This window comes from Flavobacterium petrolei, assembly GCF_003314435.2.
In the GTDB taxonomy this organism is placed as follows: Bacteria; Bacteroidota; Bacteroidia; order Flavobacteriales; family Flavobacteriaceae; genus Flavobacterium; species Flavobacterium petrolei.
In genome coordinates this window covers 1203575-1222707 of record NZ_QNVY02000001.1, presented here as the reverse complement: position 1 = coordinate 1222707, position 19133 = coordinate 1203575, and the positions used below count along the sequence as shown (strand labels likewise).

General features: G+C 33.9%; 17 protein-coding genes. 2 read left to right on the top strand and 15 right to left on the bottom strand.

Features of this window, described 5'->3' with window-relative positions; translation table 11 throughout:
• Positions 1–152: 152 nt before the first annotated feature.
• From DR871_RS05305 to DR871_RS05290, 4 genes are all read right to left on the bottom strand, one after another.
• Entirely contained in the window at positions 153–2768 is a 2616-nt protein-coding gene (locus tag DR871_RS05305; protein WP_113664527.1) for a carboxypeptidase-like regulatory domain-containing protein, read from the bottom strand.
• Between the two features lie 7 nt (positions 2769–2775).
• The gene (locus tag DR871_RS05300) at positions 2776–3570 is read right to left on the bottom strand and encodes a GLPGLI family protein (RefSeq protein WP_113664528.1); all 795 of its coding nucleotides are present in this window, start codon (positions 3568–3570) and stop codon (positions 2776–2778) included.
• A gap of 517 nt (positions 3571–4087) precedes the next feature.
• Positions 4088–4528 carry a LexA family protein gene (locus tag DR871_RS05295; RefSeq protein WP_113664529.1) on the bottom strand — a complete coding sequence of 147 codons (441 nt, stop codon included), beginning with the start codon at positions 4526–4528 and terminating at the stop codon, positions 4088–4090.
• Positions 4519–5793, bottom strand: coding sequence for a Y-family DNA polymerase (locus DR871_RS05290; RefSeq protein ID WP_113664530.1), 1275 nt, complete (start codon positions 5791–5793; stop codon positions 4519–4521). Before DR871_RS05290 ends, DR871_RS05295 begins: the two co-directional genes overlap by 10 nt.
• Before the next feature lie 392 nt (positions 5794–6185).
• Between DR871_RS05290 and DR871_RS05285 the strand changes: the two genes are divergently transcribed.
• Positions 6186–6848, top strand: a complete 663-nt coding sequence (locus DR871_RS05285; protein ID WP_113664531.1) for a hypothetical protein — start codon at positions 6186–6188, stop codon at positions 6846–6848.
• Positions 6849–6944: 96 nt separating this feature from the next.
• On the opposite strand, the gene DR871_RS05280 is transcribed toward DR871_RS05285, so the two are convergent.
• A complete protein-coding gene (locus DR871_RS05280) occupies positions 6945–7817 on the bottom strand; it encodes an AraC family transcriptional regulator (RefSeq protein WP_113664532.1) in 873 nt (290 codons plus the stop codon).
• Positions 7818–8005: 188 nt separating this feature from the next.
• On the opposite strand from DR871_RS05280, the gene DR871_RS05275 reads away from it, so the two are divergent.
• Positions 8006–8602: a T9SS type A sorting domain-containing protein gene (locus tag DR871_RS05275; protein WP_113664533.1), complete on the top strand. Its 597-nt coding sequence runs from the start codon at positions 8006–8008 to the stop codon at positions 8600–8602.
• A 75-nt stretch (positions 8603–8677) separates the two neighbouring features.
• On the opposite strand, the gene DR871_RS05270 is transcribed toward DR871_RS05275, so the two are convergent.
• The 10 genes from DR871_RS05270 to DR871_RS05225 form a co-directional block, all read right to left on the bottom strand.
• Positions 8678–9661 carry a Gfo/Idh/MocA family protein gene (locus DR871_RS05270; protein WP_113665432.1) on the bottom strand — a complete coding sequence of 328 codons (984 nt, stop codon included), beginning with the start codon at positions 9659–9661 and terminating at the stop codon, positions 8678–8680.
• Between the two features lie 140 nt (positions 9662–9801).
• Positions 9802–10518 carry a DsbA family oxidoreductase gene (locus DR871_RS05265; RefSeq protein ID WP_113664534.1) on the bottom strand — a complete coding sequence of 239 codons (717 nt, stop codon included), beginning with the start codon at positions 10516–10518 and terminating at the stop codon, positions 9802–9804.
• Positions 10519–10713: 195 nt separating this feature from the next.
• On the bottom strand, positions 10714–12084 hold the full coding sequence (locus tag DR871_RS05260) for an NADH-quinone oxidoreductase subunit N (RefSeq protein WP_113664535.1): 1371 nt from the start codon (positions 12082–12084) through the stop codon (positions 10714–10716).
• A 12-nt stretch (positions 12085–12096) separates the two neighbouring features.
• Complete coding sequence (locus tag DR871_RS05255; RefSeq protein ID WP_113664536.1) at positions 12097–13539, bottom strand: complex I subunit 4 family protein; 1443 nt, start codon at positions 13537–13539, stop codon at positions 12097–12099.
• A 105-nt stretch (positions 13540–13644) separates the two neighbouring features.
• Positions 13645–15531, bottom strand: a complete 1887-nt coding sequence (nuoL, locus tag DR871_RS05250; protein WP_113665433.1) for an NADH-quinone oxidoreductase subunit L — start codon at positions 15529–15531, stop codon at positions 13645–13647.
• A gap of 6 nt (positions 15532–15537) precedes the next feature.
• Positions 15538–15858, bottom strand: a complete 321-nt coding sequence (gene nuoK / locus DR871_RS05245; RefSeq protein ID WP_066079401.1) for an NADH-quinone oxidoreductase subunit NuoK — start codon at positions 15856–15858, stop codon at positions 15538–15540.
• A gap of 1 nt (position 15859) precedes the next feature.
• Positions 15860–16372: an NADH-quinone oxidoreductase subunit J family protein gene (locus tag DR871_RS05240; protein ID WP_113664537.1), complete on the bottom strand. Its 513-nt coding sequence runs from the start codon at positions 16370–16372 to the stop codon at positions 15860–15862.
• Positions 16372–16917 carry a NuoI/complex I 23 kDa subunit family protein gene (locus tag DR871_RS05235; protein WP_113664538.1) on the bottom strand — a complete coding sequence of 182 codons (546 nt, stop codon included), beginning with the start codon at positions 16915–16917 and terminating at the stop codon, positions 16372–16374. Before DR871_RS05235 ends, DR871_RS05240 begins: the two co-directional genes overlap by 1 nt.
• Positions 16918–17031: 114 nt before the next feature.
• Positions 17032–18084, bottom strand: coding sequence for an NADH-quinone oxidoreductase subunit NuoH (gene nuoH, locus DR871_RS05230; protein WP_113664539.1), 1053 nt, complete (start codon positions 18082–18084; stop codon positions 17032–17034).
• Positions 18077–19126 (bottom strand): 2Fe-2S iron-sulfur cluster-binding protein, encoded by a 1050-nt coding sequence (locus tag DR871_RS05225; protein WP_113664540.1) that lies wholly within the window; start codon positions 19124–19126, stop codon positions 18077–18079. The genes nuoH and DR871_RS05225 overlap by 8 nt, the downstream gene beginning before the upstream one ends.
• Positions 19127–19133 lie beyond the last annotated feature (7 nt).

Sequence of the window (19133 nt, the reverse complement as noted above, 5' to 3'; positions counted from 1 at the left end):
ACGTAATAATTTTAAAATACGAAACCTGTTCATTTGTTTGAACAGGTTTTTTTATTGAGCAGTCTGAGCTAGAAAAATGAATTAATCCTTCCTTTTTTAAATTGGAGTTATGACTTGAAAGATTGATAAAATCAAGTTCATTGATGTATGGATTAAAACCGATATTTTACAGTTCCAAGCAAATACCGGGGCACTAAGTCGACACTTGACTGGTAAAATGTAAAATTGTTTAAAGTTACAAACGTAAATTTATCTTCATTCAAAATATTATTGAAAATAAGTCGAAAGGAAAACCTACTCTCTAATGGATTGTAATTCAATACAAGATTGCTAAAAGTATAATTCTGATTATTAACAAAATACAATGCATTGTTACATTCAGCCAAAAGGACTTCAGAAATAGGATAATTTAAATTTAGAAAAACATCTTTAGTCCTATTTTCATTTGTATTTCCATCAAATACAGACTTATTGAAGTGATACGCAAAACCTCCATCGAAATTGATTCCTTTTTTGAAATACGTCGTAGCAGTATATTTGATTGTGTTAGAATAGTTTTTTGCAATTAAAAAAACATCATTATTCACACTGAAAGGAGAAGTATTCCAATTATGAATTGTTTCTATTTTTGATGCTAATTTTAATTTGCGCAAGTAATTCACAACACTAAAATTGAAATTAAAATTATCACCTCCCGGGGTCTGCACACTAGAACTAAAATTAAAATCATTCGTTATTGTGCTAGCAGTATTCAGAATTGTTTTTGATTTCATGTAGATAATACCAGTATTTACGGAAAACCTTTTTTGATCTTGATAAATCGAATACGTAAACTGCGTTACACTATTTTTTAATGGATTTTGAAAACTTGTGCCTTTTAAAAAACTACGATAATCCATCAACTGAAAATTAGAAGTAAGCTGATTGATCTCTGGCAAATCATTATTTTCAGAGTACGAAACTGTAAAATTACCAAACCTTGTTTTTTTGATGTTCAATAAAATAGTTGGATTGACAATCCAGAAGTTTTTATTATCAATACTAGTATTAAAGTTGGTATTTTGAAGGTTCAACGATGCTGTAAAATTTATCTTTTTAGAAAAATTGTAACGGACAGCGTTATCAAAACTCACCTTAATCTTATTCAAATTTAAATTGTTTTCGTAGTCAGGAAATCTTTGCTCAACAATTCTGAACTGGTTAGCAAATATTTCTTTACTGTACTCAAATTGCAAGCTGTTGGTGAGATCAACATTATCAAATTGAGTAATCAATTTTGTCTTGTCTCCTATATAAAACAAACTGTTATTAGACTTTTGTTGAATAACTTCACCACTATTTACCTCTAAAAAGGAATTGAGCAAAGGAGAGATAATCTTTGCATTTTCTTCCATTTTATCGTTTCCAAAGTAGATGTAATTATTTAGAATTTTGTTATGATCCAGCTGCAAAGTATGGTTAAAATGATTGTAAAATGTATAATTATTGTTTTTTGACGATTGATTTATTTCACTAGTATTAAAGAGCAAATTATTATTAGTTTTTGAGGGATGCTCTTTAAAAAGGAACAAATTCGTGATGTAGTTTTTATCATCAGGATAATACTTTAGTTCTAATTCTATTGATGCAAGCGAATTTCTACTCTTGTAAAAACTATTTTCAGTAAAAGAAATTGGATTAGCACCAAAATTATAATTTGTTTCTGCAAATGAATTTTGATTTTGTTTGTCATTGGCCAGATATGCCACACCCCTAAGAGAAAGATTTTTTTTAATTTTTTTGGTAAAACTTAAGGAGTTTAAAAACGCAATATTAAAAATACTTTGCGTTTTACTAAAAAGTCCAATTTCGTTGCTGTTAATAGTAAATAAAGATTTAGCAGTATATTCTAATCTATCCTCACTAAAAATATCGTTTTCCATTACATTGGATGAAACTAAATCAGTTGCTTTTTCGCCAAGATTATTGTAATCAGCTAAATAAAATAGCTTTATTTCTTTCCTTATCAATCCCAAATTCAAACTCTCTTTCCAACGGTTTTGGCTAACTATCCCGGCACCAAGAGTAGCATTACCAAACCAAATATTTTTTTTACCTTTTTTTAGTTTAAGATTGAGGGCAACTTTATCAGAGTTATTCATTTTTTTTAGAACCGGATTATCTTCATAACCGTCAATAATTTGTACGGCATCTAACACATTGGCATCAAGATTTTTAGTGAGCAGTTTATAATTTTTATCAAACATATCTTCACCTTCAATCAATAGTTTATCAATAGCCACTCCATGCGCTTTAATGGAACCGTCTTGTTGAACCTCGATACTTGGTAGCTTTTTTAAAACATCTTCCAGTGTTTGCTCTGTTTTATTTCCAAAACTAGCCACTTTAATTGTAGTTGTATCCTGTTCCTTTTTTATTTTTTGACTAGCCTCAACTATTACTTCCTTTAACGTTTCAACTTTTTTTTCTAAAACAAAATTTTGAACTTGACTTACCGCAGTTATCAATTTAGATGTTTTACTGTACCCTAGACAAGAGATTTCTAGTTTCAATGATGACAGATTTTCTTTTTGAAATGAAAGACCGTAACTCCCTTTATCATCTGTAAATGTATACTCCACACTATCATCATTATCGTCTAATATAGTAATAGACGCATTTTGTATTCCAAGTCCATCCTTGTCCGTAATTGTTCCTTTTACGATAATTTCTTGAGAGTGAACAGAAATTGATGCAAACCAAAAGAGTAGAAAAATAATTTTTTGCATTAAAAAATTATTCAAAAGATTCTAAATAGTAGGAAGCCATAGGAGCCTTTACTGGAGTCATTCCTGGGTGACTTTTTGCAATTATTATGGCACTTTCATAATTACTTTCGATAGTATTTATGCAGTATTTTTTAAACGCATCAATAGTCAAAAATGTAATCTTCTTGCTGTTTTTCTCTTTACGAATAGTGTAATCTTGTTTAACAATAATTGGAAATTTATAACTTTTAAAATTCCACATCACATTCTTCCCCTCATCATACGCTTCAAGAATCATTCCTGGTAAACCATTTAATTTCCAAGGGCCTGAATACACTGCTATATCAGGAGCATACCATGCATAATATTTTCTACCTCTAAAATTAGAGATTCCCAGAATACATTCAAATGAGCCAATTTTTTTCTTTTGCTTTGTAATTTTCCAGCTAAACTTTGGTAACGTTTCCGAAACATAAATTTGTTTGCCATCAAACAAATTACTGTCAAGTGTTTTTGTACTGAAATCACAAACTACTTGATTTCCTGCAGCAGATAGCACTAATCCATTTGAAATTTTGTTAACACTACCATTACTGTTTTGATAATGAGACTTTGCTTTAGAAATACTAACAGCATTCTCTAAAGAATCCTTTGCTACTACATAATAGGACTTGTCTTTTGAAAACATGGAGTACGCATTATATACCTCTCCATTGCCACCTCCCATTCCTATGGCGTCAGTGAATTCATAATATACAATCCCATCCTGAGAATAACTCGTGTAATAAAAAGAAATAAGTATTAATAATAACATTTTTTTCATAAATAACAGTTTTTTTATCTAGCTCGTTTAGGACTTGAGCCGATAGTTTTCGACCTTCAAAGCAAATTTATTTTGATCAACTATCACTATTTTATTTTAAATTTTATTTGGTTATCAAATAAACAAAACTCTACACTTCGTCGTTATTGAATATTTTTTACAATAAATTCTTTCATTTTATTGTCTCACAAATCTGAATATAAAAAATGTAAGTTAACAAATATTAACAAATAATTAACAGTATTATTAAGCCTAATTAAAGAATACATCGTTTTATAAAAAACAACATTGACAATCTAGCATAATAAAAACAGCTAACACAAAGCTCTCACCAGCAAAGCAGTAGTTGATTACGAAGCGGAAATGGTTGCTGATTATGACCACATCGAGTTAAGCGAAGATGGTTTTAATCCAAAACATACAGTATAAAACGTAATTATATTTAAAAAGAAAGTCTTCCAATATCATATTGGAAGACTTTCTTTTTAATACTATCAATTCGAAATAAAAGATTTAATTATAATTTCTTAATCACATACGTCACAATTCCCCAAATAATTAATTGGTTTTCCTCGGTGACTTTTATAGGAGCATAATTGGAGTTTTCGGGCATCAGAAACAAACAGTCTTTCTCGACTTGCATGCGTTTCACCGTAAACTCACCATCAATGAAACAAATGGCAATTTTATTGTTTTGCGGTTCCAAGCTTCTATCCACGACAAGAACATCTTTGTCATTGATTCCGGCATCAATCATGGAATTTCCTTTGACTTTTATATAAAAAGTCGCCAATGGATTTTCGCTTAATTGTTTGTTCAAATCAATGCTCATTTCCATAAAATCAGCTGCCGGCGATGGAAATCCTGCTGAAACACCTTCGCTGATGAAAGGAATTCGCAATTCACTTTCAAAATCAGGCAGAAAAAAAGTTAGTTTTTGATCTTTGTTTATTGACATTTGATTTCGAGTATATCTTTAAAATTAGTGGTGTATTTAGGTGACAAATGCTTCTGATTCATGTTCCAGGTCAAACTTAAATTTTGGGTAGCCAACTTTACTTTCTTGTCACCAATCTTTTTATTCAGGCCGTCCATTACTTTCATCAATAGCAGATGTTTTGGATTTTCCTCATCAAACAGCTGCAACTGTTTTTTGTTTTCATCAATCAATTCAGTGACAATAACGCCCGCTTTTTTGAATTTTAAATGCTCATTTCCTTGGTGCAGCTTTTTCAGCATCGAGATCGCAGCATTAGAAATTGTCAACGTAGAGTTTGACCCATACGGCAATGTAACCGCCATATTAAAATAATATTTGGAGGTTTGAACTGTATGTTTATCCACCACAAGCATTACAATAATGGTATGACAGCAGGAGTTTTGTTTCCGCAATTTTTCAGCGCAAACGGCTGCAAAAGTCGCTACACGTTCGCGTAGCAAATCAAAATCAGCAATTTGTTTTGGAAAACTTCTGGTTGTAGCAATACTTTTCTTTTGATCTACGATGGGTTCTAAATCCAAGACTGATTTTCCTTCGAGTTCGTATTTTAAACGCATACCAATCACGCCCATTTCTTTTTTGATCCAAGCTTCGTGTTGCGGTTCAGTAAAATCTAAAGCAGTCACAATATTTTTGGCTTTCATCTTTTTATTCATTCGGTAACCAATGCCCCAAACGTCTTCAATCTTTGTCCATTTCAAAGCTTTGATTCGTTTTTCTTCGCTATCAATAACGTAAACACCTTTCGTTCTGTCTTGAAATTTTTTGGCAATTTTGTTGGCTACTTTTGACAATGCTTTTGTTGGTGCAAAGCCAATGCAAACGGGAATTCCTACCCATTTTTGCACACGGGTTTTCATTTGGATTCCATAATCATGATAATCGGAAATCGTCAAACCATCAAAATTCAGGAATGCTTCGTCAATGCTGTAAATTTCTAGATTTGGTGTAAACTGACCTAAAATTGCCATCACGCGATTACTTAAATCCCCATATAGCGCATAATTCGAAGAAAATAATTGTACATTTTTCTCTTTTACCAATTCCTTAATCTGAAATGCCGGCGCACCCATAGGAATCCCAACCGCTTTTGCTTCATTACTTCTGGAAATCACACAGCCGTCGTTATTTGACAAAATCGCAACCGGTTTCCCGTTGAATTTCGGCTGAAAAACACGTTCGCAGGAAGCGTAAAAATTGTTACAATCGACTAATGCATACATGCTGCAAAATTACTCAATATCAGTTGAAGTGAGTTCGTAACATAAGTTAATTTTAAGCACTGTTGATAAGTAGTTTTCAAATTAAAAGTTTTTAAAAACAAGATAATTTCTCTTTTATTGGAATTATTTCGTTGTTAAAAACGCAAGAAAAAGTATAAACCGAATCATCAATTTTATTAAAAAAATCTTAATATATCGTATTTAATAAAATTATTTTTCACTAATAAAACATTGATTTTAAATTATTTAAATTCGTAAAAACAATATTCAATCTAAAAACACAAAACCTTTATTCCATTTTCTGGCACGCTACTTGGATATACCTAATCAAATAAGTAAAAAAGCGAAAGCCGAAAAGCTCAAGAGTAGGCAAAATTCAAAATATAATTATCATGAAAAAAATTACCCTTTTAGTTGCTAGTATCTTCGTATTTGGAGGTAGTATAGCGAACGCAGCAGAGAAAATCGATTTTTCTGTAGAAAGAAGATCTCCAGTAGATTTTAGAAACGCCGACCCAATTGTGTTCACAGAAAGAGGAATTGAGTTCTTCGTGTTCCCTGACGGACAATTAGATTTTAATACACGCCCAACAACCGGTCGCGATATGTATTACAAATCAAGCCGAAAAAATGGTGTCAATAAAACCTTTGGCGCTCCGGGAAATATCCGAAACGGAAACTATGGTGTAAAAGTGGAACACGACAATATGGGTCGCGTACGACAAGTTGGTAATGTGTTCATTAACTATGATGCAAATGACAGAGTAAAACGAATTGGTTCTGTTTACATGACCTACAACCGTTATGCATTAGAAAGAGTAGGCGGATTGGAAATTATTTACAACCGTCGTGGTCAAATTGTTGACACCGTTGGAGCAGTAAAAGGAGGAAGAGCCTACCAATACGGCCAAAACAGTAACAGCAACAATGATTTTGGTAACAACCAAAACTCAAATGACGATGACCTTTACTATTACAGAACAAATGGCATAAAAGCCAAAGTTGAAAAAACAAAAGTAATTGACAATGCAGTCATTGTATTAAACAGAAGATAATTATTTGGTTTGGAATAATTGGTTAGAAAAATCCCGCTGGTACTCGTATCAGCGGGATTTTTGTTTGAAAAGCATTCTGAAATATCATTATTTACCCTACTTCAGCACCGATCTTAATTCCTGACGATATTGCGAGGCGCTTTTGCCTGTAAATTCTTTGAACGATTTATTGAAATAACTAAAATTATTGAAACCACTTTCATAGCAAATCTCAGTGATGCTGATAGGTTTCTCCGCCAGCAATTTCGAGGCGTGAACCAAGCGATAATCATTGACGAATTTGGTAAAAGTTTTGTTCGTAATCTTTTTAAAATACCTGCAAAAAGAAGGTTCTGTCATACTCACCAATTCTGAAACTTCTTCCAGCGTAATATGTTCATGAAAATTATCTTTTACGTAATTAAAAACAGCATTGATGCGGTCATTATCCTGCATTTGCATTTCCATCGAAAATCCATCGGCATTCAAAACAGTCCCTTCCTTAGATAATTCCAGCTCATTAAGAATACTCAACATCGTCAACAATCGCTCAAACTGCGGTTGTTGTTCCATCGATTCTATTTTCTTCCCGATATTCTTTTTAGTTTCGCCATGAAAAGCAATTCCGGCTTTGGCTTGACTAAAAAGATTCCGAATATTCGTCATTTCGGAAATATCAAAAAAACCATTCCCTAAGAAATCCGGTTTCATTTGGATAACCGTTTCGTTTTTATTGCCGGTTTCTTCATTGGTAAACCCACAGTGCGGCAGGTTACTTCCTATCAAAATCAAATCCCCATCGGTATAATACGAAATATGGCTTCCAATCTGACGTTTCCCAGAACCACCATTTACAAAAACAAGTTCAATTTCAGGATGATAATGCCACAAGTGTGCTTTGCTGTTGGCGTTTTCAACATATTTCGAAAAGTAAAAAGAACTCCCGAACGATGGTGCAATGATTTCAAAAGCTGGCGGTATAATTTTCAGACGAATCCGTATTTAGAATTAGCACAAATTTACCAAAAATAGACACTCAATTAACTTTTTTAACCTTAATCGATTTCGTAAAAGGTAAAATAGCACACAAATTAGAAAATTCAGCACTACTCATACTAAATAGGTTACAGTAATTTAGCCTCAGATAAATATCATTATAAATCTAAAAATTTACATTTATGAAAAAGATTTTAAAATTTAGTTTAGTGTTAGCCGCAATAGTATTGACTGCCGCACAAGCACACGCCGGAAACGCAGATTTTTCACTGGATTTAATAAAAGAAGAAGGAAAAACGGTAAGTTTTAATTTGAAAGAGACAAAGAAAATTGATTTGTCCATTTATGACACCAATGACGGATTAATCTATCAAGAAAAAATTACTTCTGAAGAAAATATCAGCAGAACATACGATTTGACTGCTTTACCAGACGGAATTTACTTCTTGAAAGCAGAGAGTGATCTTAAAATTTCAAAGTACAAAATTGAAGTTGTAGGTAACAAAGCTAAATTATCAGCTGAAGCTATTTCTGAGGTGTACAAACCAGTTTTAGTGAACAAAAACGGAATGGTTACCGTGAACATTTTAAACTTAGAAAAAACTCCGGTTAGTGTTGCCATCTACAACTCAGAGGAAAACGAGGTGTACAATGAAACTTTGGCTGCTGATCTTTATGTGGGTAAAATATTTGATTTAACAAGCGCTCCTAGTTCAAAATATACGTTTGAGATTACTTATAACGGAAAAACATATATCGAAACAGTGGCTATCAAATAGTGATTAAATAAATTGTTGTAGTAAAGAGGCTTTCTTCGGATAGCCTCTTTTTTTGTTATAAATAATCAAAAAATCCTAAAGATTTCCAATTATAGAATCCATAACCCAACTCGTATGTGCTCCCGTTAAACCTGTGGATGGATGTGTACTATTCCCAAGAAGGTCTTCTCGCATTTGCTGCACATGATACAACTGAATATTTTCAGGATGTTCAATGAATAATTCCGTTTTTCCTTGTGCATTAGAAAGTACTATAGGATCATTTTCAAATACAGAAAACGTGATTTTTCCTTTGCTTCCATAAATGACCACTTTGTCTTCCCGTTCATAGCAACCAAAGTTCCAGCTTCCTGAACCAGTTATTCCAGACTCATGCAACCAGCAAGCAACCGCGGCATCTTTAGCCGAATACAATCCCTGTTGATTGAGGCTTAAGCCCGAAACCTCTTTTATATTTCCCAAAAGATGTGTGAATAGATCCAGTCCGTGACTTGCTAAATCATCAAAATAACCACCTGTAGCAATAGCGGCATCAGTTCGCCAATTGTATTCTCCAGATACATCTTTAGCATTTGCCGGTTTACTCAAATGCCATCTTATATGCCTGATTTCACCAATGCAATCTGTATCCAACCACGTTTTTACCTTTTCAAAACGAGGCAATGTGCGTCTGTAATAGGCAACAAACAAAGGAATATTTTTTGTTTCAAAAGCAGTATAAATGTCGAGACTGTCTTGATAAGTTGGCGCCAAAGGTTTTTCGATGCAACAAATCTTACCGGCTGCAGCGACCTTGAGTCCGTAAAATTTATGAACATCGGGAGGTGTAGCAATGTAAATCGCATCAATTTCAGGATCATTAATCAAATCATCAGCATTCGTGTAATACTTACTAATTCCGTGTCTTTTAGCATAATCCGCAGCCTTAACCACATCTCTTCGCATTACTGCAACCACTTCAAAACCATCTGTTTTCTGGTATGCAGGACCACTTTTCAATTCGGTAACATCGCCACAACCCAATATCCCCCAACGGATTACTTTTGTATCTTCACTCATAATTACTGATTTTTCATTGCTTCTGACAGTTGTGCGATAATGCAAATGTTCACATTATAATTAAACTATTCATAAATTGAGTTTCATTTAGATATAACACCTCATGTAACTTTGTCTCTGAATGGTTTGAAAATCTATTTTTAGTCACAACCATCGATTCCACAGCTGTCTCCATCGGTAGTATTCAATAGCGTTACTTTCGAATCAAATTTACCTTCTTCCCATACTTTTTCAAGTGTTTTCACAAATGTTTCGACATGTTGCGCGCCCGAAACTGCATATTTATTATCGAAAACAAAGAAAGGAACACCTTGAACACCCACAGACTGTGCTTCATTAATATCTTGCTGCACTTCATTGGCATAAGCATTCGAGTGCAATACTTCATCAATGGCTTCAGCATTCAGTCCTACTTCCAATCCCAATGCTTTCAAAGTATCTAAATCATTTATGTTCTTGCCCTCCGTCAAATAGGCTTTGAATAATAATTCTTCTAAGTCATTTGCCAAATTATATTTTTTTGCCAAATGCAACAAGCGATGCGCATGCAATGAATTCGCCATAACCGCTTTTTCGAAATGGAAATCCAATCCTGAATTTTTAGCATTTTGAGTCATATTATCCAGCATTTCTTGTGCCCAATCGGTATCTTTTCTATATTTTTCTGCCAAATGCTCGACCATATTATCCTCCGGAGAAGCTATAAAACTTGGATCCAATTGAAAGCTTTTCCATTCAATTTCAACAGCATCTTTATGTTCGAAATTCTTTAAAGCACCTTCTATTCTTCTTTTTCCTATGTAACAAAACGGACACATGATATCCGACCAGATTTGTATTTTTAATGTATTTCCCATCTTACTTTCTATAATTAAATTCAAATTAATTCTGAGATACAAAATTAATCAATTCAGTTTTTAGCTTTTTTAGTTTTAGTATTTAATTATAGATACCGGAATAGTAAATATTTATTCCAATCAAGAAAACACCTTTAAACAAAAAAACCATCAAAATTACTCTTGATGGTTTTTGTATAATTATAAAGATTTGGCTTATGCCAATAAATCTAAAATAAATGAAGGGAACAACCCTAATGCGATATTCAACACAATTGCTATAACGGCAACAGCATAAATAATAACCGGAGTTCCTTTTCGTTCCTCGTTTGGTTCTTTGGTATACATCGCCAAAATTAATTTGAAGTAGTATCCAACACTAATAATAGAGTTCACAACTGCCACGATTACTAAAGCTAAATAACCTGCTTGAATCGTTTGATTGAATAAAACCAACTTAGCAAAAAATCCTGCAAAAATTGGAATACCAGCCATGGAAAGTAAAGCTGCCGTAAGAATGGCTGCTAACAATGGATTCGTTTTTCCTAATCCGTGAAAATTAACCACATCTTCATTGTCTCTATTTTTACAAACATATAAAATCACACTAAAAGCTGCGATTCCAGATAAAGAATACGCTGATGCATAATACAACAAGCTTCCTGCTGAAGTAGACAAACTCAATAAAGTCATCAACATAAAACCAGCATGAGAAACCCCTGAAAAAGCCAACATACGTTTTACATTCGTTTGTCTTAATGCCATAATATTACCAAAGGTCATTGAAGCCATAGAAATAATAACAACTACCATTTTGAATGACTCAGAAACATCAGCATTCATAACCGATAATAATTTGTACAAAGTCGCCATAGCAACTACTTTAGCCAAAGTACTCATCAATGCTGTTGTCAACGCTGGAGAACCTTCGTAAACGTCCGGTGCCCAGAAATGAAATGGAACTGCAGCCACTTTAAATAACATTCCGATAGTTACCAATACAATTCCTATTGGGAACCAAACCGGCAACTCAGCAGATTGTGATAACTCACTGATTTCAGTAACATCAAAACTTCCCATGGCTCCGTAAATCAAACAGACACCAAAAAGAATGATTCCCGATGCAAAGGATCCCATCAAGAAATACTTCATTCCCGCTTCGTTACTTTTTAAATTCATACGATCACTTGCCGCAAGAATGTACAATGAAATGGATAATACTTCAATTCCTAAAAAGAACATCGCTAAGTTTCCAAAAGAAACCATAGCCACTGCTCCTGCCAATAAAAATATTTTTATGGCAATATAATCAGAGATTTTAGATTGGTGATTTTCGTAAAAGTTATGTCCTAAAGCCACCAAGAAAATGGTAAGCACAATAAACAAAGACGAAAATGTAGTTGAAAATTTACTCACAACAATCATGTTGTTGTAGTAACTCTCCGTAGAATTAAATTCAGATATGGTTAAACCCAACACTGCCAATAATCCAATAATTGTTATTGGAACAATGGCTTTCCTTAAATTAAAAATCTCAAATAAAAGGCATAAAACACCTAATCCTATTATAGCTATTAATGTATTCATTTTTTATTTGACTTAGTTAATTCGGTTTATTTGAGTTAAAATTTCTTCCAGACTTGGGGTAATCAAATCGGTAATTGGCTTTGGATACATCCCAAAAAAGAACAAAACACCAATTATAAGCACCAATGTTATTCCTTCATTGATTGTTACATCAGCAAAAGACTTTGTATTTGTTTCTCCTAACATGGCATGTTGAAACATTTTCAACATATAATACGCTCCTAAAATAATGGTTGTTCCTCCTAAAATGGCAAACCAAATATTAATTTGTGAAAGACTGTATAAAACGGTGAATTCTCCAATAAAGTTAAAAGTTGTTGGCAATGCAACAGATGCCAATACCAAAATCAAAAACATCGAAGTGAATTTTGGTGATTGCGAACGAATACCCCCCATTTCAGCAATGGCTCGGGTTTCGTATCTTCTGAAAATAATTTCAGCGGCATAAAACAATCCAACAACTACAAATCCGTGAGCAATCATTTGTAAAACTGCACCACGCAATCCGTCTAATGTCAAAGTGTACGTTCCTGCTGCTATTAATCCCACGTGAGCCAAAGAAGAATACGCTAATAATTTCTTTAAATCTTTTTGTTTCAAAGCAACTATTGAACCGTAAATAACACCCGCAATTCCAAGTCCGATAAAAATGTACATGTACTCTTTGGCTGCCAATGGCGCCAATGGCAATTGCCAACGAATAACGCTATACAATCCCATTTTTAACATGATACCAGATAAAAGCATTGTCCCAACAGTTGGTGCTTTTTGATACACATTTGCTTGCCAAGTGTGGAAAGGAATTAATGGAATCTTAATGGCATATGCTAAAAAGAAAGCCAAGAACATCCATAATTGTTCTGTTGCTGTTAAGTTCAATTTGTATAGATCTTCTAATAAAAGACTTCCTGCTTTTTGATACATGTAAACAAAAGCCACCAACATAAATAAAGAACCTGCTAAGGTGTAGATAAAGAATTTAACTACTGCTTTTTTGCGTTCTTCTACATCTCCGTTACCCCAAATTAAAGCGATGAAGTAAATTGGAATCAATGATAATTCCCAGAAAATGTAATACAAAAGACCGTCTGATGCCAAGAATGTTCCTGCCATTGCAAACGACATAAACAGAATTAACGCATAAAATGATTTTGAATTTTTATAGTCATTCCCAAAAGAGGAAAATATAATTATTGGAGTCAAAACTGTGGTCAACAAAAGCATTGCCATCGATAATCCGTCTGCTTTTAGAGCAAAAGAAATATTAGGTTGTGTGATCCACTGGTTGATGAAACCGATGTTTTCACCTAAATTATAGTGATTTAATAATACAATAGAAGCGCCTGCAGCAGCTAACCCAAAGAACAAAGCCACTTTTGAAGCTAGTTTATCGCCTGCAAGAAAAGTTGCAAACGCACCAACCAAAAGTATAATTAATATTAGAGATACATTCATTTGTAATTTTTTATTGTTTTTTAAAGGTCAAATGTAATAGACTTTTAAAAGATAATTTATTTTAAAATTGAAATTTCGGTATTAAAAAGTCTATTTTATGATAGATTATTGTTGAGCTAAAAATAAATAAGAAACAATGGCACAAAGCCCTAATACGAAAACAAAAAGATAAAGACCAATGCTTCCATTTTGTATTTTCTTTCCTTGGTAACTTATTTCGTTGGTAACTTTTCCGAATCCAAAAACTAATGCTGATAAACCTGTTTCTACAGTGTCTCTGAAAAAACGAGACAAGAAATTAATCGGTTTAACAAAAACAGCGTCATAAAATTCATCAACATAATATTTATTGTAAAGCACTTTAGAAAATCCTGTGATTGCAGCATCTTCAGTTGGAACTGTATTTTGTTTGATGTATTTGGCGTAAGCAATACCAATTCCTACTAATCCACCCACAACAGCAATAGCCATCAAGATATATTCTGTAGTTCCTAAATTGTGTTCAGCGGTTGCTAATTTTGGTAAAATTGGAATTAGATAATGATTCAACCAACTGTTTCCAGGCAAACTAATCATACCACCGATGGTAGCCAAAATTGCTAAAACAATTAAAGGAATGGTAATTAAAGAAGGGCTTTCGTGCAAATGGTGTTTTTGTTCTGCGGTTCCTCTAAACTCTTGGAAGAACGTTAAGAACATTAAACGGAACATATAAAAAGCAGTCATTATAGAAGCAACCGAAGCCACAACCCATAACGGAATATTATGATGGAAAGCCACTAATAAGATTTCGTCTTTCGAGAAAAAACCTGAGAATAATGGAACTCCAGAAATCGCTAATGAAGCAATCAACATCGTTGCAAACGTAATTGGCATTACTTTTTTCAAGCCGCCCATATTTCGCATATCTTGTTCTCCATGCAAAGCATGAATTACAGAACCTGAACCCAAGAACAAACAAGCTTTGAAGAAAGCGTGAGTGATTACGTGGAAAACAGCCACTTCATAAGCGCCCAATCCCAAAGCTAAGAACATCAATCCCAATTGAGAAACGGTAGAATAAGCCAATACTTTCTTGATATCATTTTGAACCAATCCAATCGTAGCAGCAACTAAAGCAGTAACAGCTCCAACAATTGCAATTATAGATTGTACATCCGGAGTCAAATCAAATAAGAAATTCAATCTGGTAATCATAAAAATTCCTGCAGTTACCATCGTAGCTGCGTGAATTAATGCTGAAACTGGTGTTGGACCTGCCATCGCATCTGGTAACCAAGTGTACAACGGAATTTGTGCTGATTTACCACAAGCTCCAATAAATAAAGCGAAAGCAGCAACAGAAAGCCAATACATATCAAGATTTGTTGCACCGGCAATAGCCGTTTTTAAAGTAGCATAATCTAAAGTAGAGAATAAATTTCCAAGAATGAAAATCCCAACTAACAACCCTAAATCACCAATACGGTTCATGATGAATGCTTTCTTAGCAGCGTCATTGTACTCTTGGTTATTATGCCAAAATCCAATTAACAGATAAGAACAAAGACCTACACCTTCCCAACCGATGAACAATACTAATAAGTTACTTCCTATTACTAATGTAATCATGAAGAATATAAACAGATTCAAATACGCGAAAAACTTATGCATATTTTCATCATCGTGCATGTAACTTATGGAATACAAATGAATCAAAGATCCAATTCCAGTTACGAAAAGCAACCATAAAATAGACAATTGGTCCAATTGAAATCCAAAATCAACTTTGAAATTACTGATTTGGATCCAATCAAAAAGTGAAATTCGAATTCCTTCCGGTTGCGCAGCTATTCCCCCAAAGAAGTAAGCAGTCGCAATAAAAGAAACCACTACTGAAAGCGTTCCAATTATTCCTGAAAGCGATTTTCCAAGGCTTTTGCCAAAGAAAACATTGATTAAAAATCCTAAAAAAGGAGCGAGAACTAAAACTAAAGCTATATTGGTATTCATTTCCATTTATCCTTTTAAGTTTTTTAAATTATCGATAGTAATTGAACCTAAATTTCTAAAAATAGAAACTAGAATTGCCAATCCTACCGCAACTTCTGCCGCAGCAACAGCCATCGAAAAGAACACAAAAACTTGTCCTTGCGCATCTTGATGATAGGTTGAAAATGCCACAAACAATAAGTTTACTGCATTCAGCATAATTTCAATTGACATAAATACGATAATGGCATTTCGTCTGTACAACACTCCAAAAACGCCGATACAAAAAAGTATTACGCTTAGGAATATATAATTTTCAATACCAATGTGGTTTAAAATATTGTTCATCTTATTTTTGCAATTTTTCTTTTTTAGACAATAACACAGTTCCAATCATAGCAACCAAAAGTAATATAGAAGCAAATTCAAACGGAACCATATATTCATTCAGCAAGATTTTACCTAATACTTTTATAGATTGATAATCTTCGCCGGTAGTTACGTATTCTCCAACAATAGGTTTTGAATTGATGAAAATAGCTATTAAAACCAAACAGATTAAACAGAAAGAAACAATAGCTCCTAATCGCGTAATTCTAGGTCGGTGCACTTCTCTTTCCTCATTTAAATTCATCAACATGATGGTGAATAAAAACAAAATCATAATCGCTCCAGAATACACAATGATGTGCACTATCGCCAAGAATTGAGAATTCAATAATAGATAATGACCTGCAATCGAAAAGAAACAAATCACTAAATAAATAGCACTGTGAATCGGATTTCTGCTAAAAATTGTCAAAAATGCGGTTGCTAATGTGATAGCAGCCAATACACAAAAAATTATAAGTATCGTAGACATTAGTTAGCGTTTTTAAGTTGAGCGTTTTTCATTGCCATTTCAAGCGGCATGACCAATTTGTCTTTTCCAAAAATAAAATCTTCTCTTTCATAACTTGAAGGAACCAAAACTTTAGAAGTCGTCAGGTAGATAGCGTCTTTCGGACAAGCCTCTTCACACAATCCACAAAAAATACAACGCAACATATTGATTTCATATATCGACGCATATTTTTCTTCTCTGTACAAATGTTTTTCGTCAGCTCTGCGTTCTTCAGCCTTCATCGTAATCGCTTCCGCAGGACAAGACAACGCACATAAACCGCAAGCCGTACAGTTTTCACGACCTTGTTCATCACGTTTCAACATGTGCTGACCGCGATAAACCGGACTCATTTCACGTACTTGCTCCGGATATTGAATCGTTACTTTTCTGGTAAACAAATGCTGAATCGTTATTATCAAACCTTTGACAATCGCAACAAGATACATTCTTTCCCAAAAAGTCATCTCCTTGTTAGAGACTTGCTTTTTTCTTCCTGATAAGGATATAGTTTCTATTGACATTTTTTATTTTTATTTGAAGCTTAATCCTGCTATTCGTTTCAATCTTTTATGTTTTTAAACAAAAAACATAAAAGGATTTCCACTGCTATCAGGGCTAGGGCTTTTCGGTACTAATTAAAATCCTAAATAAGCAGCAATATCTGCTCGCAAAATTACAATTCCAGTAATTATAATATTAATAATCGCTAACGGGATTAGAATTTTCCATCCTAAATGCATCAATTGATCATATCTAAATCTTGGAATGGTCCAACGAACCCACATATAGAAAAAGATGAATCCACATAATTTGATAAATAAAGCACCAAATCCTAAAATATTGGCAATATTTACACCCCAATTTTCAACAACCCAACTCATTCCCGGATAATTATATCCTCCAAAGAATAAAACCGCTAAAATAGTCGAAGAGATAAACATATTCGCATATTCAGCAAATAAATAAAATCCCATTTTCATCGAAGAATACTCCGTGTGATATCCTCCAATCAACTCACTTTCGCATTCCGCTAAGTCAAAAGGAGTTCTATTTGCTTCCGCAAAAGCACAGATTAGAAAAATAATAAAAGACAGTGGCTGATAAAAAACATTCCAATTCATTCCAGCTTGTTGCTCAGATATTTCTCTTAGACTTAAAGTTCCAGTCATCATCAGCAATGCAATTATGGATAAACCCATAGCGATTTCATACGATACCATTTGCGAAGCAGCACGTACAGCACTAATCAAAGAGAACTTATTATTAGATGCCCAGCCACCAATCATGATTCCGTAAACACCCACTGATACTACTCCAAAAAAGTATAACAATCCAATGTTTAAATCAGTTGCCTGCAATAAAATATCCCTTCCAAACAAATGTAGTCTGTCTCCCCAAGGAATTACGGCACTTGTCATTAATGCGGTACTCATTGCAATTGCAGGACCTACAAAAAACAAAAATCTGTTTGGTGTATTTGGTTCAAATTCCTCTTTCGAGAATAATTTTAAACCATCGGCAAGCGGTTGAAATAATCCAAAAGGACCGGCTCTATTTGGTCCAACACGGTCTTGAAGCCAAGCGGCAACTTTTCGTTCCGCCCAAGTGGAATACATTGCCATCAACATTGTCAAAGCAAAAACGGCAACAATAATGACACTTTTTTCTATGATAATAGTACTATCCATTATTACCCAAGCTTTTTTGATTAATAATGTCTTCTTCGGTCAATGGAATCTCGACCATGCTTATTTTCTTACGGTCTTCTTCTCTACCTAAAAGAATATGATCTTCGGTAGCGATTTCAACTTTCTGTAATTTCCTGTTGTATTTATTTTGGTTGATAACCGAGTCTTTTTCGAATGCTCTTGGTCCTTCAATAACCCAGTCTTTTATTTCTTTATGATCAAAACGACAACCATTACAAATAAATTCGTCTACTTCATGATATTCATCTTTTCGTCCGGTAACACGTTGGATTTCGTCACCAAACATCCAAACGGTGGTTTTTCCAGAACAAGTAGGGCAATCTCTGTGCGCATTATAAGGCTTGCTGAACCAAACTCTAGATTTAAATCTAAATGTTTTATCAGTTAAAGCACCTACCGGACAAACATCAATCATATTTCCAGAGAACTCATTATCAACCGCTTTAGAAATACAAGTTGATATATTAGAATGGTCTCCTCTATCCATTACTCCGTGAACACGATCGTCAGTCAACTGATCTGCAACCATTACACAACGGTAACAAAGAATACAACGGTTCATGTGCAATTGAATATTTGGACCAATATTTTCTGGCTCAAAAGTTCTTTTTTCTTCGATAAAACGAGTTTCTGATTTCCCGTGCTCAAAGCTTAAGTTTTGCAAATCACATTCTCCTGCCTGATCACAAACTGGACAATCTAACGGGTGATTAATCAATAAAAATTCTGTTACTGATTTTCTGGCTTCTTGAACTCTCGGTGAAGATTTACTGTTCACTTCCATTCCGTCCATACAACCTGTTACACAAGATGCCATTAATTTAGGCATTGGTCTTGGATCAGCTTCACTTCCTTTTGCAACTTCCACTAAACAACAACGGCATTTTCCACCGCTACCTTTTAGTTTAGAATAATAGCACATTGCTGGCGGAACTACTTCTCCACCTATCATACGTGCTGCCTGCAGGATTGTTGTTCCTGGTTCTACTTCTATGCTTTGACCGTCTATGGTTACTTTCATTTTCTGA

Coding starts and splice junctions, on each gene's coding strand:
- DR871_RS05275 (WP_113664533.1), top strand. CDS start 8,006: ATGAAAAAGATTTTAAAATTTAGTTTAGTGTTAGCCGCAATAGTATTG.
- DR871_RS05300 (WP_113664528.1), bottom strand. CDS start 3,570: ATGAAAAAAATGTTATTATTAATACTTATTTCTTTTTATTACACGAGT.
- DR871_RS05225 (WP_113664540.1), bottom strand. CDS start 19,126: ATGAAAGTAACCATAGACGGTCAAAGCATAGAAGTAGAACCAGGAACA.
- DR871_RS05305 (WP_113664527.1), bottom strand. CDS start 2,768: ATGCAAAAAATTATTTTTCTACTCTTTTGGTTTGCATCAATTTCTGTT.
- DR871_RS05240 (WP_113664537.1), bottom strand. CDS start 16,372: ATGTCTACGATACTTATAATTTTTTGTGTATTGGCTGCTATCACATTA.
- DR871_RS05235 (WP_113664538.1), bottom strand. CDS start 16,917: ATGTCAATAGAAACTATATCCTTATCAGGAAGAAAAAAGCAAGTCTCT.
- DR871_RS05260 (WP_113664535.1), bottom strand. CDS start 12,084: ATGAATACATTAATAGCTATAATAGGATTAGGTGTTTTATGCCTTTTA.
- nuoK (WP_066079401.1), bottom strand. CDS start 15,858: ATGAACAATATTTTAAACCACATTGGTATTGAAAATTATATATTCCTA.
- DR871_RS05290 (WP_113664530.1), bottom strand. CDS start 5,793: ATGTATGCATTAGTCGATTGTAACAATTTTTACGCTTCCTGCGAACGT.
- DR871_RS05285 (WP_113664531.1), top strand. CDS start 6,186: ATGAAAAAAATTACCCTTTTAGTTGCTAGTATCTTCGTATTTGGAGGT.
- nuoH (WP_113664539.1), bottom strand. CDS start 18,084: ATGGATAGTACTATTATCATAGAAAAAAGTGTCATTATTGTTGCCGTT.
- DR871_RS05255 (WP_113664536.1), bottom strand. CDS start 13,539: ATGAATGTATCTCTAATATTAATTATACTTTTGGTTGGTGCGTTTGCA.
- DR871_RS05295 (WP_113664529.1), bottom strand. CDS start 4,528: ATGTCAATAAACAAAGATCAAAAACTAACTTTTTTTCTGCCTGATTTT.
- DR871_RS05270 (WP_113665432.1), bottom strand. CDS start 9,661: ATGAGTGAAGATACAAAAGTAATCCGTTGGGGGATATTGGGTTGTGGC.
- DR871_RS05265 (WP_113664534.1), bottom strand. CDS start 10,518: ATGGGAAATACATTAAAAATACAAATCTGGTCGGATATCATGTGTCCG.
- nuoL (WP_113665433.1), bottom strand. CDS start 15,531: ATGAATACCAATATAGCTTTAGTTTTAGTTCTCGCTCCTTTTTTAGGA.